This window comes from Corynebacterium sp. HMSC067D03 (assembly GCF_001811185.1).
Taxonomy (GTDB): Bacteria; Actinomycetota; Actinomycetes; order Mycobacteriales; family Mycobacteriaceae; genus Corynebacterium; species Corynebacterium coyleae.
This window is the reverse complement of sequence record NZ_KV803839.1, coordinates 39,318-52,892: the sequence shown is the minus strand read 5'-3', so window position 1 is coordinate 52,892 and position 13,575 is coordinate 39,318. Positions and strand designations below refer to the sequence as shown.

Sequence of the window (13,575 nt, the reverse complement as noted above, 5' to 3'; positions counted from 1 at the left end):
TTTCTTTTAAGCTTCTTGCTTTTCGACGATTACCTGCACGCGCACCGACTTACCCTCGTGCTGCGCCTGAGAGACGTGGCGGACCAGCCTGCGGGTGTCTACACCCCAGATGCCGGTAATGCCCTGCGCCTTCATTTCTTCTTCCAGGCTGTGCTTTGCTTCCTGGTTCGATGCGATGCGAGCGAGATCGCGGATCACCACGGCTTTTGCCGTGATTGCCGTACGTCCCTCCCCTGCTCCTTCACCTGTCCAGCCAACATTGCCGATGTGCGGTGTAGCGAACACCAGGATCTTGCCGTCGTTATCGGCAGAGCACATTTCGCGCTCGTAACCGAACATATCGATGATGCTCTTGAGATCGCCTTCAATGTCACCTTCCGGTGCTGCGCCGAAGACGAAGCCGGTGAATTTCTCGCCTGTGTCGAGGACGAGTTGTGCGCGGGTGCGCTGCTGCTGTGTTTGTGTCATGGGTTTAGGCCTTCTTTGCAGAGTAGGTTTGGGTGCCGCGCAGCCAGGTGCCAACTACGCGTGCGTTAAATTCGATGCCTTCGTAGGGAGTGTTCGACGCCTTCGACGCCATATCCTTGCCCTTTGCGGTCCAGGTGTCCTGTGGATCAATCAAGGTGAGGTTTGCTGGCTCGCCAACCGCGATCGGACGGCCCTGGTCCTCAAGCCGCAGAATTTCGGCAGGGCGCTCGCTCATGACCTTGGCCACGAAGCGCCAGTCAGCAAGACCCGATTCGACGAAGACTCGGTGCACGATCGCCATGGACGTTTCTAGGCCGAGCATGCCTGGCTTGGCGTGCTCGAACTCCACGCACTTGTCTTCAGATCCGTGAGGAGCGTGGTCGGTGGCGATGACGTCCACGGTGCCGTCGAGAAGCGCTTGCTTGAGCGCTTCAGCGTCGCGCTTTTCGCGCAGCGGCGGGTTGACGCGGAACAGGCCGTCGTAGGTGGACAGCATTTCGTCGGTAAGCAGCAGGTGGTGCGGGGTGACCTCTGCCGTAACGTTGATGCCCTGCGCTTTGGCGAACCGAAGCAGCTCGACCGTGCCTTCGGTCGACGCGTGGCAGAGGTGGTAACGACCACCGTAGTCACGAGTCATGATCGCGTCGCGTGCGACGATGGATTCCTCCGCGACACGCGGCCAACCTCGAAGCCCCAGGCGCGCTGCCTGCTCGCCTTCGTGGGCTACAGCGCCCTCGGTCATGCGGTGGTCTTCCGCATGCTGGGCAAGAATCACGTCGTGTGCCTTGGCGTATTCGATAGCGCGGCGCATGAGCTGCGGGTCGTTGACGCACTTGCCATCGTCGGAAAACATGCGCACACCGCTGCGGGCCATCAGACCGATCTCGGTGAGCGTCTTGCCCTCGAGTCCCTTGGTAATCGAGCCCACCGGGTAGACATCGCATTTACCGTACGTCTGGCCCTTCTCCCAGACCGCCTCGGCGAGGAACGGCTGGTCGATCACCGGGTTGGTATTCGCCATGGTGAATACAGCGGTGAAGCCTCCCTTGGCGGCAGCATCCGAGCCGGTAGCGATGGTTTCGGTGTCCTCGCGGCCCGGCTCACGCAGGTGCACGTGCATATCGACGAGACCAGGAAGCAACACGTTGCCACCACAGTCGATGGTTTCATCAGCATCGTCAAACGGGTTGTCCCCAATGGAGTCGATGACACCGTCTTCCACGTCAATGAGAATGCTGGTCACGTCCTCGCCATATGGACGAACGTTGTTGAGTGCAAGCTTGGTCACTTGATCGCTCCTTCTTCGCCGCCAGTGCCGGCGAGCAGTGTGAACAACACGGCCATGCGGGTGTACACGCCGTTAGAGACCTGGCCAAGGACGACAGCATTGTCGCGATCAGCCACGTCGTAGTTAATTTCCATGCCACGCAGCATCGGACCCGGGTGCATGATCAACGCCGAATCCTTCATGCGGTCGGCTCGATCAACGCTCAAGCCGTACAAGGTGGCGTACTCGCGGTGCGACGGGAAGAACCCGCCGTTCATGCGCTCGGCCTGCACGCGCAGCATCATCACGACATCTGCGTGCTCAATCTCGGCATCGAAGTCATACGAGACACGTGCCGGCCAGAACTCCACACCGGTAGGCAGCAGCGTCGGCGGCGCAACCAACACAACCTCTGCGCCCAAGATGTGCAGCAGGTCCACGTTCGAGCGAGCAACACGGGAGTGCAAAATATCGCCGACGATCAGGACGCGCTTTCCAGCGACATCGCCAATGTGCTGGCGCATGGTCACCGCATCCAGCAAAGCCTGTGTCGGGTGCTGGTGCTGGCCGTCACCTGCGTTCACGATGCTTGTATTCGGCAACCACTTGGCCAGAAGCTGTGCAGCACCCGAAGCAGGGTGGCGCATGATGATCGCGTCTGCACCGATTGCCTCCAAAGTTGCAGCGGTGTCTTTGAGCGATTCACCCTTCTTCACCGAAGATGAAGACGCAGACAGATTGATCACGTCTGCGCTCATCCACTTGCCCGCTGTCTCAAACGACGAGCGGGTACGCGTCGAGTTCTCGTAGAACAACGTCATCACAGTGCGGCCACGCAGGGTCGGAAGCTTCTTGATCTCACGACCATCCAGAGCTTCCCGGAAGCGGTCCGCTTCATCCATCAGCTCGATGATCTCTTCGCGGCTGAGATCTGCAATATCGATGAGGTGCCTCATTTACGCCTCCCGTTCCAGGGTCACGCGATCTTCACCGTCGAGCTGGGCGATCGCGACAGTGACATCTTCGTCCTTCGATGTGGGGATGTTCTTGCCTACGTAATCCGCGCGGATTGGCAGCTCCCGGTGGCCACGATCGACCAGCACTGCGAGCTGGATCGCGGCTGGCCTACCGATGTCGCGCAGCGAATCAAGGGCGGCGCGAATGGTTCGGCCGGAGTACAAGACATCGTCGACAAGCACGACAATTGCCCCGTCGATGTCGACCGGAATGTGGGTTGGGCGCAGTGCCCGATGTGGCTTGTCGCGGAGATCGTCGCGGTACAAAGTGACGTCGAGACTGCCTACTGGCACGCTCACGCCTGAAAATTCTTCAACCGCTTCCGCAATACGCTGCGCTAACGGAACACCACCGGACGGGATCCCCAGCAGAATGACCTGCGGTCCGTCGCTGTCGTCCAGCGTTGTCTTCTCGATGATCTGGTGCGCGATGCGTGCAACAGTGCGACCGACGTCCTGAGCGTTCAGCAGCTCAACCGTCGACCGTTCGTTTCCACTCATCGAACCTCCTTCCCCGCCTCTCTGTGCGGCATTTAAAGGAAATATCGACGCGGTCCCGCCTATCGGGGCCGTGTGAAGTCTCGGAGACTGCGCTTCACATTAGCACCAGCACCGCGCCATCGCGAGGAGTTTCACCCAGATGGGTATTCTCGCAAGTGTGACTACAGAAGAGACTGAAGCCATCCAGCCCAACGAGCACCCAGAACGCAACGTTCCGGAACCGGTGACTACCGAAGCAATCGCCGCGATTTTTGAGGAAGAAAACCTTGAATACCGCGTCGAAGATCAAGCCGTGCGCTCTGGTTTTATCAACGCAGCAATCGTCATTGCCCTCGACGGCGATCACCTCATCTTCGAGGCCCTGTGGCGTGGCGAGTTTCCCCGCGATAGCGCATCGCAGGTGCTGTTTGCCTGCAACGAGCACAACCAGACGCATTTTGCACCGACCCTGCGTTTCTTCGAACGCGGTGAGGACAACCTGGCTGTGAGCGCCATTCGCTCGATGAACATCGCCGATGGAGCCTCATTCAACCAGCTCGGCTCTTTCATTGTGACGTCTATCGACGCCACGCTTCAGGCATTCGACTACCTCAAAACCACTTTCCCGACCGTCGTGAACTGGGAGGAACCGCAGCAGTGAGCACCGCAACTCAAGTAACCATCGACCGCGTCATCGAAACGATGGCGAAGCAGGGCATCGAAGTTTCCGACGACCCGTCTGGCCGCGCAGGCCACGCCCATTACAAGGGATTCAACCTGCTGTTTGTCCTGTTGGACTCAGTGTTGATCCTGCGTGCGGACTCGGTTACCGACACCCCGTCCGACACGCCCGATGCCACCTTGTACCTGGCCGCAAACCAGGTCAACAGCTCGTACCTCGACGCGCGTGCGCTCGTGGTCAACCGCACCGAGACGATCGTTGTGCGCACCGAATCGGAAATCGCGATCGGCGCAGGGCTAAGCGACGAGCAACTCGCGTCCTCGCTCAAGGCCGCTGTTGCTGGTGTGTTGGAAACCCAAAATGCCATGCAGGTGCTGGTGGGCGAGATCAAGCGCACCGCTGAGGAAGCAAGCGCAGCGCAGAACGATACCGAGGAGAGCTAAGCGGTTTTCTCACCGCTTAGGTCGCCCTTCTCCCCTATTTACGCCTGCTCATCAAAACGCCTCCAACGATGAGGCACGCGATTGCCAAGCCGAGAGCATTGCGGACTTCAGCTCCCGTCGAGGCCAGCGAACCTCCTCGTTGTTCATCAGAGACACGAGGGCTTTGCGCGGTACCTTCTCCGGTCCCCCGCGCCACCTTCTGTGTGCTGCCGACGGCTGCGCCTTGCGCAACCGCCGAGCTTGCACGCGACCGCTGCGTCGTGGGGGTCGTGAGGCTCGTGGGGGTTGTCCGTTTCGATGCTGTCGACGACACCGAAATCCGTGATGCAGAAGCAGTCGCAGCCGGCCGAGTGAATGTCCGCTGGCTTTCTCTCGTGGTGCTCGTTGGCGTGCTCGCGGCTGAGTTACTACTTGTGGGTGTAGTGTTCGCTGCGCTGGTAGGCGTTGGCGAGCCACTGGCCGATGGCGACGCCTGAGGCACGTCGTTCCTGCTGGAAATCTGCGTGTCATCGCCAACGAGATACGTCACCGTTGACCATTCCGTCACAGGTTCGCCGCTAAGCGAAACGGTACGCATCTCAATGTCATAGACGCCGGGCTGCGTAAAGATCCAGTCTGCGTGCACGTGGAAATTGCCCGGTGTGACTCCCGTGATGGTGTGCGTTTGGGAATCATCGGCCAACGTCGCAGGCGGCACGCCGATAGTTGGCAGGTGCCCCGCCCACCAACGTCCACCTGTTGGCGCAGTTTTCGGGCGCACTTCAACGTTGACACCATCTGGGTAAGCCTCCGCTACTTTCATCGTGTCCCACCCGGGCCAGACGGCGTCGTGAAGCTGCCCGAGCGGAAGGTGATACACCGTGTCACCTTCCTGGAGGAATCCGACATTCGTTGCAGCCTGTGCAGTGCGCTGATCGATCGTAGTTTTCCGAGCGTCGAATACACGCAGTGCAACTGATTCGGGGATGTGATGGGTACTTCCTTCGTGGACGAAGAAGCCAGTCTTGCCGTCGATAACCTTTGGACCAAAATCAACATGGCCTGTGGTGATCTCGACCGGCGTAGTCTCAGCTGGAGGTTCTGAGGACGGCAGGGTCGTCGCCTGGGCAGACGTAGTCGGTGCTGCCGTTGGTGCCGTTGTCTGTGCTGCCGTTGGTGCCGTTGTCGGTGCCGGCGTTGGTGCCGTCGGCGGAACGAACTCCCCGTCGGCTGCTACCTCGAACCGCAGAATTTCCTGCTTTGATGTGGATCCTCCTACCTCGGCGACGGACACTCCGATTTCATAGCTGCCTGGCTTATTAAAGGCCCAGGAAACATGCATGTGTTCTGGACCGTCGGTGGTGTACGCACGGGTTGCGTCGTTGCCTGCAAGACGCATGCTCGGATCTGTCTGATCACCGCGAAACGCGATCCAGTTACCGCCCCGTGGTGCAGATACAGGTGTCAGCGTGAAGGTGTAGTTCTTCCCTGTCTCACCGAAAGCATGCTCTGTGCTTAAGCCAGGCCAGACAACTCCACGGCGCTGTGTTTCTGGGAGAATATATGCGACCTCCCCTGCTTTTGCGAAGCCTTCGATATCGTCATCCAGCACTGTCCCGACCTGTTTCGGCACGGTGAAAGCAACGCTGGATGGCGAGCGCCACACCGCACCCTTGTCGTAAAGATTCGTCTCGTCTTTCACGCGCAGGTGAAGTGTGCCTGACTCGTAGAGCGGTGCAATATCGACGTGCCCGGAGTGCAGGTTGAGCACTTTCTCCTGCGCTGGAGTGGGCGTCGACGATGGTGAGGGTTCCGCCGAAGGCGCCGGTGAAGGCGCCGGTGAAGACGGCTGCGGCGACGGCGCTTCAGAGGTTGCAGTCGGTGCTGCAGGTGGCGTTGCAGGTGCTTCACCCAACGTCACTGTGGTCTCGGGAATCGGCGAGTAACCAGCCTCCTGCAGGTGGTTAAACAAAGCTGCGTCAGTGGCGTTCGATCGCGCTTCGGGCACAATCTTGAGGATCAATTGATGCCCAGGACGGCGGCAACCGTCAACGAGTTGTTTGCTGGTTCGGCCGCCAGGAGCTGAGGTGAATTCAATTTCGCAATCGGCGATAGCGTGTTCTGGCAATTCAGTCAACGGGTCACCGTCGATGCGGTAGAAACCACCGGAGACACGAAGCGTGGTGCGATCATCAGCTGGGCGCACCGTGATGTCGATGTTGCGGTCGTCCTCGCCGTAGACCTCTCCAGTAGACACCACGACATCTGGACTGGTGATGTTGAACGGCTCGGTTTCAAAAGGCGCGATGTCATCCATCTGCGGGGTTGGAAGCTCCTCAGCGCGCTCGCTTGTCGACGACGCCACCGCCCCAGTCCTAAACGTCAACGGCGTAGAAATCCAATGTGGCGACGGCGATCCAGATGCAGGAATGTAGACAGCCTGGAAGTCAGAGAATTCTTCGCCGATCATCTCATCCCACGAGGCCTTGCCGCCGATTACTTCCCGTTCCGCAAGGTAGAAACCGTTGATGAGGAACACGACATGCCCAGCATCTTTCGGGTTACCGGTATCAAACGCCAAATTGGTCAGGATCCCCTCCTGTGCGCCCTTGGTCTCTCCTTGTGCAGGGCGCATCTGGAACGTTGGGGAACCTGTCCCCGACGTGTTTGCCTGACTATAGGCTCGGGGCAAATCGTTGATTGTGCGGTCAGCCGGGTTCGTACCGCCGACCTGCCACACGAGTGTCTGGGGTTCCGAATGGATAAAGGAACCGTCTTTGAGACGGGCTGTCGCCCGATACGTCACCTCATAGCGCCCCGGTCGAGTGAAGGTCGTCGAGTTGTGAGTGTGGGTACCGGCGTTGACCCACGTTGCACGGAAACCTGGATCGTGGGACGACCAGAGCCGGTTAAGCGGATAGACCTCGTCGCTGTAGTTAAACAACTCCATCTTTCCGGGACCGTGGAAATCGACGATCTCCATATTGAAGGAAGCCGCACGGAAATCCTCTGTCGGCAAGTCAGCGGCCGCTCCGAAACCTGCCCAAATCGGCATGGTGTTCTTAGGGAAACCGTGCGCGGGCCCACCAAAGTACATCAGTTGCTCGTCGTACGGGTCGAGGAAATCGAATCGGGGATCGTCGGGAACACGCCAGGCGTAGGCACCTAGGCCGCCGTCCACGCGTCCCCTACTCACCCAGTTCACGGTGTCCTCAATGGGCAGGTAGCCCGCACTATTGGACATGAGGCGAAACCTTCCATCCTCCCACACAGCGTGGGGTGAGTCGACGTGTGTTTGGGTTCGCACAACCGGCTGTGAGGCTTCACTCCACGACAACGGTGCACACAGCACCGTGAGCGCTACCGCGGATAACAGCGCCACAAAGCTCTTCCGAGGATGCACGTCTTTTAGATCGCCCATAGCGGAAGTAGTACGGCGGGGCATGGCCGCTCCTTAAGGTTACTGAAAATCATTGTCGTTAGTAACCTTACAGGTGTCTGGGCACAGCCGAGGAAGAACCGAAGAAAAACAAAACCGTTGCCAGCAGGTTCATTCCCTAATGAGGAAAACCTGCTGGCAACGGCCTATCTGGGTTTGAGCGAGTTGGATTACTCGGAGACGTCATCCTCCGACGTTCCCGCCACGCCTACGCCACCGTCCTGGTCTGCGGACTGGTCGGTATCTTCGACGTCTTCTTCGCTATCAGGCGACACGAAAAACGGCGAACTCGGATCAACGGACGATGCAATCCGATCCAACACAGCGTTGATGTAAGGCGCAGCCTTGGCGCCCGAGTACTCAGACGCCATCTCGACAGCTTCCTTGATCGAAATTGGCGCATCGACTTCGTCGTTAAACAAAATCTCCCAGGCGGCCACACGTAGGATCTGACGGTCGACGGCTGGCAAGCGAAACAGCTCCCAGTCCTCGCTGAGTGAACGCTCAATCGCGTCGTCCAAGTCGTCGAGTTTCTCCGCAGCACCTGCGACGATCTCGCGGGTGTAATCAGCGACCGGTGCGACCGCGTTCAACGGATTCCGTGAAAGCTCGGTACGATCTTCAACGATTGCCACCGGATCGATGTCCCGTGTCTCCGCCTCGAACAGCATGTCTACCGCACGACGGCGCGCCCGGTAACGGGCGCCATGACGTTTGTAGTCGAGCATTAGTTGTTCACGCGAGAGAGGTACTCGCCAGTACGCGTGTCAACCTTGACCACGTTGCCGGTTTCCAGGAACAGCGGAACCTGGATCTCAGCACCAGTCTCCAGCGTTGCCGGCTTGGTACCACCGGTGGAACGGTCGCCCTGCAGACCCGGCTCGGTGTGCTCGATCTTGAGGTCCACAGAGATCGGAAGCTCAGCGAAAAGTGCTTCACCCTCGTGGAAAGAAACCTGAACATGCATGTTCTCCAGCAGGAAGCGTGCTGCATCGCCGAACTTGTCGGCCGGCAGCTCGAACTGCTCGAAGGTCTTGTCGTCCATGACAACGTAGCTCGTGCCGTCGTTGTACAGGTAGGTCATATCGCGACGATCAACCGTCGCGGTCTCCACCTTCACACCTGCGTTCCACGTCTTCTCAACGGTCTTTCCGGAGACGACATCCTTAAGCTTGGTGCGCACGAATGCCGGTCCCTTACCGGGCTTGACATGCTGGAACTCAACGATCTGCTGCAGTTTGCCATCGACCTTCAGCACAAGACCGTTCTTAAAATCGGCGGTAGTTGCCATGGGTGGTACCTTCCTCGTAATTGTTTCGGAACGTGTACAAACACAGCAATGCTACAGCACCGTCAATTCCTTCGGGTACTTGGTGATAATCCGTGGCTTCCCTGATGTGATGATCAACGTGTCCTCGATACGCACACCGGTCTTGCCCGGAATGTAGATCCCCGGCTCAATGGTCAGGGTCATACCTTCCTTTAGGTCTCCCTTGCCGGTCTGTGCGGCAGACGGGGCTTCATGCACGTCCAGGCCGACACCGTGGCCAGTGGAGTGAACGAAGTACTCGCCGAAGCCTGCCTCTTCAATAACGTCGCGGCAGGCCTTGTCTACATCCACAAGTGCCGTTCCCGCCGTGGCTGCCTTCACGCCAGCAAGCTGGGATGCAAGCGTCACTTCGTAAATCTCGCGCTCCAACTGACCGATTTCCCCGATAGCAAACGCACGGGTCATATCGGAGTTGAACCCGAGGCGGTGCATACCGTAATCAATGGTCACCAAATCGCCTTCGGCGATAAGACGGTCGCCGGCCTGATGGTGTGGCTTCGAGGCGTTCGGGCCGGAGGCGACAATCGTGTCAAAACTTGGGCGTTCTGCACCAAGTCGACGCATGCGGTACTCAAGGTCAGCGGCAATGTCACGCTCAGAACGGCCTGCTCGCAATTCTCCTGCGGCGACGAGTTCCTCCAACGCCTGTGTGGCCAGCTCGGCAGCCTCAGTCAGACGGGTGAGTTCAAGGTTGTCCTTAAACAAGCGGATCCCTTCAATCACGCCAGAAACCGGCACAAGGGTTACGCCCTCCGGGCATGCATCCTCGAGGCGCTTGAGCTCCGCAACGGAAACGAAATCGGCCTCATAGCCCACACGGTGGCCTTCGGTAACCTGCGACAACAACTCGGTTGCTGTCGCGCGAGCAATCGTCGCCTTGATATCCGGGACCTCTTCAGCAATCTGGGTGGTGTAACGACCGTCGGTTGCGATCTTCGCAGTACGGTCTTTCGACACCAGAAGCGCGCCGTTCGAGCCGGAGAAACCAGACAGGTAACGCACGTGGGTCAAATGGGTGACCAGCATGTCGTCGATACGCTGTGCCGCAAGTTGCGACGAGAGTTTCCTCCGACGAGTTTCAAAACGAGTATCGGCCAATGCCATCATTTCCTCCTTGCGAAGTAGTCCAACGCGAGCCGGTAGCCTTCCGTACCCAACCCCGCGATCACGCCTACGGCGATTGGCGAGAGGTACGAATGGTGCCTGAACGACTCGCGCGCGTGCACGTTCGAAATATGCACCTCAATAAAACCTTGGTGATCATTTAGTTCTACCAGTGCATCACGAAGCGCAACCGAGGTATGGGTAAAACCACCCGGGTTAATGATCACCGGCCAAGTGTTATCGGCTGCTTCATGCACCCAGTCAATGAGTTGGCCCTCGTAGTTGGACTGGCGGCACTCCACTTCAACCCCAAGATCGGCTGCGTGATCGTGCAATTGCTTTTCGACGTCCGCCAGCGTGACCGTCCCATACACCTCCGGTTGGCGTTTGCCGAGTCGATTGAGGTTCGGACCATTGAGTACCAAGATTTTCATGTTCTACTCCGAAATCTTTGCGTACGCCGCGCGCATCTCTTCCACAGTTGCGTCCTCCAGGCGAGTGCAGGACCCAAGGCCGTCCAGGACGACAAATCGGATCTTGCCGTCGCGGTTCTTCTTGTCCAGAAGCATCGCCTCATGCAACTCTTCAAACGCACCGGCCTCGTAGCGCGTGGGAAGTCCCGCACCACTGATGACGGTCTCGTGGAGGGCGACCAGGTCATCGTCGATAAGCCCGCGCGCATGAGCAAGGTGTGCCACAAACATCATGCCCACTCCGACGGCATTGCCGTGGCGCCACGTGTAATGCTCGCGACGTTCGATCGCATGGCCCAGAGTGTGGCCATAGTTAAGAATCTCGCGCAGCCCAGCTTCCTTGAGGTCCTCCCCCACGACCTTGGCTTTTACGCTGACAGAGCGCTCGACAAGCTCCGCCCAGTGATGCTTCGGGCCCTCCTGATAGAGCTCCAAAATCCGCGGGTCCGCAATAAAGCCCGTCTTTACCAACTCAGCAGAACCTGAAACAACCTCTTGCTCAGGCAGCGTTGCAATACGAGCGAGATCAATAAACACCGCATTCGGCTCGTGGAACGCACCGACGAGATTTTTGCCTGCGGTCGTGTTGATGCCAGTCTTGCCGCCGACTGCCGCATCAACCATGGCGAGCAATGTCGTCGGCACATGCACAACCTTGATGCCGCGCATCCACGTGGCCGCGGCGAAACCGGCAAGATCTGTCACAGCGCCGCCGCCCAAACCGACAACGGCGTCCTGGCGCGAGAACCCGTGCTCCCCCAACACGTCCCACAAGTGGGAAAGCACCGGAAGATCCTTTCCAGCCTCCGCATCGGGAACACATGCCAAGACCGGCGCCAGGCCCGCTTGCTCAAGCATGTGCTCAAGGTCCTCAGCAACGGCACGCAACGGTTCCTGGTGGACCACCAGCACACGGCGTGCGCCGGAATCCGCAAGGTGACCTGCTACGGCGTCAAGGTTATTGCTGCCAATATGAATGTCGTACGGACTTGGGCCCGTGACGGATACCACTGCCATTGTTTGCTCCTTCGCTTGACAGAACTGAAGCCTGACGGAAACTACTCGCCGTCGATGAAACCCAAAATCTCTGCGACAACACGCTGCGGTGGCCGCGCGTCCGTGCGGACGCGGAACGTGGCCACTTCGCGGTACAGCGGTTCACGTTGATCCATGAGGTCGCGGTAACGCTGCTCGCGATCATCACTGTCAAGCACTGGTCGAGTGGAATCCTGTGCTGTGCGGCGAATACCCTCTTCCGCGCTGACATCGATCCAAACAACAGTGTGGCGCTGCAGCAGCTGTCGCACTTCCTCGGTCACGATCGCACCGCCCCCGAGGCTGACTACCCCACCGGTGGCCAGAGCACGTGCCACAAACCCGACTTCGAGCTCACGGAAGGCATCCTCACCCAACTCGGCGTACACCTCGCCACACGCTTTGCCTTCAGCCTGCTCGATGAGCAGATCCGAATCCATGATCGGCAGGTTCAGCGCGCTAGCTATTCGACGACCAATCGTTGACTTACCCGACCCCGGCATACCGACGAGCACCACGCGAGGAGCCGTATGAACCGTCGCCGGAGTTGTACCCGTTGTCTCCTCGTTGCATGCCTCTACTGCCTGCAAATCAGTGAGCTCAGTCATCGGCACCCCCACCTTGATCAAACGCAAGACGTTGCGCGACGTACTCCTTGTACGACTCTACGTTGCGCTTCACCTCGTCGATCGTGTCACCGCCGAACTTCTCAGAGACAGCCTGTGCCAGAACAAGCGCAACCATTGCCTCTGCAACGACACCACCAGCGGGCACGGCACAGACATCGGAGCGTTGGTGAATCCCCGTGGCAGCGTCGCCGGTGCTCATATCAACCGTCTTCAAGGCACGAGGGACAGTCGAGATGGGCTTCATCGCCGCGCGAACGCGCAACTGCTCCCCATTCGTCATGCCACCTTCGATACCGCCTGCACGGTTGGTCAGCCTCCGCACACCATCTTCGGTGCGCTCGATTTCGTCGTGTGCCTGCGATCCACGGCGACGCGCCTCCTCGAAACCGTCGCCGATTTCGACGCCTTTCACCGACTGGATACCCATCAGCGCGCCTGCCAACTGCGCATCCAAGCGTCGTTCGCCAGAAATGTGGGAGCCAAGGCCGATCGGCAGCCCATCCACAATGACCTCAACGATCCCGCCGAGCGTGTCGCCCGATTTCTTCGCAGCCTCAATGCACGCGACCATGTCCGCCTCGGCGTCCTTGTTAAACGCACGAACAGGGGAAGCATCAATTGCCTCAATATCGGCGAAGCTTGGCGATTCTCCTGCGTACGGCACCGACTCCCCAATCGACACCACATGGGAAAACACCTCAACCCCGAGAACCTCACGCAGGTAGCTACGGGCAACCGTACCGGCTGCTACGCGGGCAGCAGTCTCTCGTGCAGAGGAACGCTCAAGCACAGGACGTGCAGAACCGAAACCGTATTTGATCATGCCGGCGAAATCGGCGTGCCCCGGACGCGGACGGGTCAACGACGCACCGCGACCAGAGCTCAACTCTTTTGCCACCTCAGGGTCAGAGGCATCAACCGGCTCAGCAGACATGATCGTGGTCCACTTCGGCCACTCGGTGTTGCTAATCTGGATAGCCACCGGGCTACCGATAGATGAGCCGTGCACGACGCCCGTCAGCAAAGTGAGCTCATCTGCCTCAAACTTCATTCGCGCGCCACGGCCATAACCGAGACGGCGACGAGCGAGCTGATGAGCAATTTCTTCTTTCAATACCGGCACCCCAGAAGGCATGCCCTCAACGAGGGCTACGAGGGCCTGGCCGTGCGATTCACCGGCTGTAGTCCAACGAAGCATGGCGACATTCTCGCACAAGCAGCTGCGATAGA

14 protein-coding genes are annotated in these 13,575 nt (G+C 59.0%); 2 read left to right on the top strand and 12 right to left on the bottom strand.

The window, feature by feature from the left end; genetic code table 11:
• Positions 1-6 precede the first annotated feature (6 nt).
• The 4 genes from HMPREF2785_RS08910 to pyrR are packed head-to-tail and all read right to left on the bottom strand — an operon-like array spanning position 7 to position 3,252.
• Complete coding sequence (locus tag HMPREF2785_RS08910) at positions 7-468, bottom strand: carbamoyl-phosphate synthase domain-containing protein (RefSeq protein ID WP_070451382.1); 462 nt, start codon at positions 466-468, stop codon at positions 7-9.
• 4 nt (positions 469-472) lie between these two features.
• Positions 473-1,756: a dihydroorotase gene (locus HMPREF2785_RS08905; protein WP_070451380.1), complete on the bottom strand. Its 1,284-nt coding sequence runs from the start codon at positions 1,754-1,756 to the stop codon at positions 473-475.
• Positions 1,753-2,691 carry an aspartate carbamoyltransferase catalytic subunit gene (locus HMPREF2785_RS08900; protein ID WP_070423099.1) on the bottom strand — a complete coding sequence of 313 codons (939 nt, stop codon included), beginning with the start codon at positions 2,689-2,691 and terminating at the stop codon, positions 1,753-1,755. The genes HMPREF2785_RS08905 and HMPREF2785_RS08900 overlap by 4 nt, the downstream gene beginning before the upstream one ends.
• Positions 2,692-3,252, bottom strand: a complete 561-nt coding sequence (pyrR, locus tag HMPREF2785_RS08895; RefSeq protein ID WP_070423098.1) for a bifunctional pyr operon transcriptional regulator/uracil phosphoribosyltransferase PyrR — start codon at positions 3,250-3,252, stop codon at positions 2,692-2,694.
• 157 nt (positions 3,253-3,409) lie between these two features.
• Between pyrR and HMPREF2785_RS08890 the strand changes: the two genes are divergently transcribed.
• Together HMPREF2785_RS08890 and HMPREF2785_RS08885 are read left to right on the top strand one after the other, a co-directional pair.
• Positions 3,410-3,892: a YbjN domain-containing protein gene (locus tag HMPREF2785_RS08890; protein WP_224212667.1), complete on the top strand. Its 483-nt coding sequence runs from the start codon at positions 3,410-3,412 to the stop codon at positions 3,890-3,892.
• The gene (locus tag HMPREF2785_RS08885) at positions 3,889-4,356 is read left to right on the top strand and encodes a YbjN domain-containing protein (RefSeq protein ID WP_070614992.1); all 468 of its coding nucleotides are present in this window, start codon (positions 3,889-3,891) and stop codon (positions 4,354-4,356) included. Before HMPREF2785_RS08890 ends, HMPREF2785_RS08885 begins: the two co-directional genes overlap by 4 nt.
• Before the next feature lie 34 nt (positions 4,357-4,390).
• Here HMPREF2785_RS08885 and HMPREF2785_RS08880 read toward each other — a convergent pair whose 3' ends face one another.
• From HMPREF2785_RS08880 to aroC, 8 genes are all read right to left on the bottom strand, one after another.
• Positions 4,391-7,756 (bottom strand): choice-of-anchor M domain-containing protein, encoded by a 3,366-nt coding sequence (locus HMPREF2785_RS08880; protein ID WP_168164687.1) that lies wholly within the window; start codon positions 7,754-7,756, stop codon positions 4,391-4,393.
• Positions 7,757-7,944: 188 nt separating this feature from the next.
• Positions 7,945-8,502, bottom strand: coding sequence for a transcription antitermination factor NusB (nusB, locus tag HMPREF2785_RS08875; RefSeq protein WP_070614991.1), 558 nt, complete (start codon positions 8,500-8,502; stop codon positions 7,945-7,947).
• The gene (gene efp, locus HMPREF2785_RS08870; protein WP_070451369.1) at positions 8,502-9,065 is read right to left on the bottom strand and encodes an elongation factor P; all 564 of its coding nucleotides are present in this window, start codon (positions 9,063-9,065) and stop codon (positions 8,502-8,504) included. Before efp ends, nusB begins: the two co-directional genes overlap by 1 nt.
• Before the next feature lie 51 nt (positions 9,066-9,116).
• Positions 9,117-10,208, bottom strand: coding sequence for an aminopeptidase P family protein (locus tag HMPREF2785_RS08865; protein WP_070614990.1), 1,092 nt, complete (start codon positions 10,206-10,208; stop codon positions 9,117-9,119).
• The gene (gene aroQ, locus HMPREF2785_RS08860; protein WP_070423092.1) at positions 10,208-10,642 is read right to left on the bottom strand and encodes a type II 3-dehydroquinate dehydratase; all 435 of its coding nucleotides are present in this window, start codon (positions 10,640-10,642) and stop codon (positions 10,208-10,210) included. Before aroQ ends, HMPREF2785_RS08865 begins: the two co-directional genes overlap by 1 nt.
• 3 nt (positions 10,643-10,645) lie before the next feature.
• A complete protein-coding gene (gene aroB, locus HMPREF2785_RS08855) occupies positions 10,646-11,698 on the bottom strand; it encodes a 3-dehydroquinate synthase (RefSeq protein WP_070614989.1) in 1,053 nt (350 codons plus the stop codon).
• Between the two features lie 41 nt (positions 11,699-11,739).
• Positions 11,740-12,324 carry a shikimate kinase gene (locus tag HMPREF2785_RS08850; protein WP_083308951.1) on the bottom strand — a complete coding sequence of 195 codons (585 nt, stop codon included), beginning with the start codon at positions 12,322-12,324 and terminating at the stop codon, positions 11,740-11,742.
• Entirely contained in the window at positions 12,317-13,543 is a 1,227-nt protein-coding gene (gene aroC, locus HMPREF2785_RS08845) for a chorismate synthase (RefSeq protein WP_070614988.1), read from the bottom strand. Before aroC ends, HMPREF2785_RS08850 begins: the two co-directional genes overlap by 8 nt.
• Positions 13,544-13,575 lie beyond the last annotated feature (32 nt).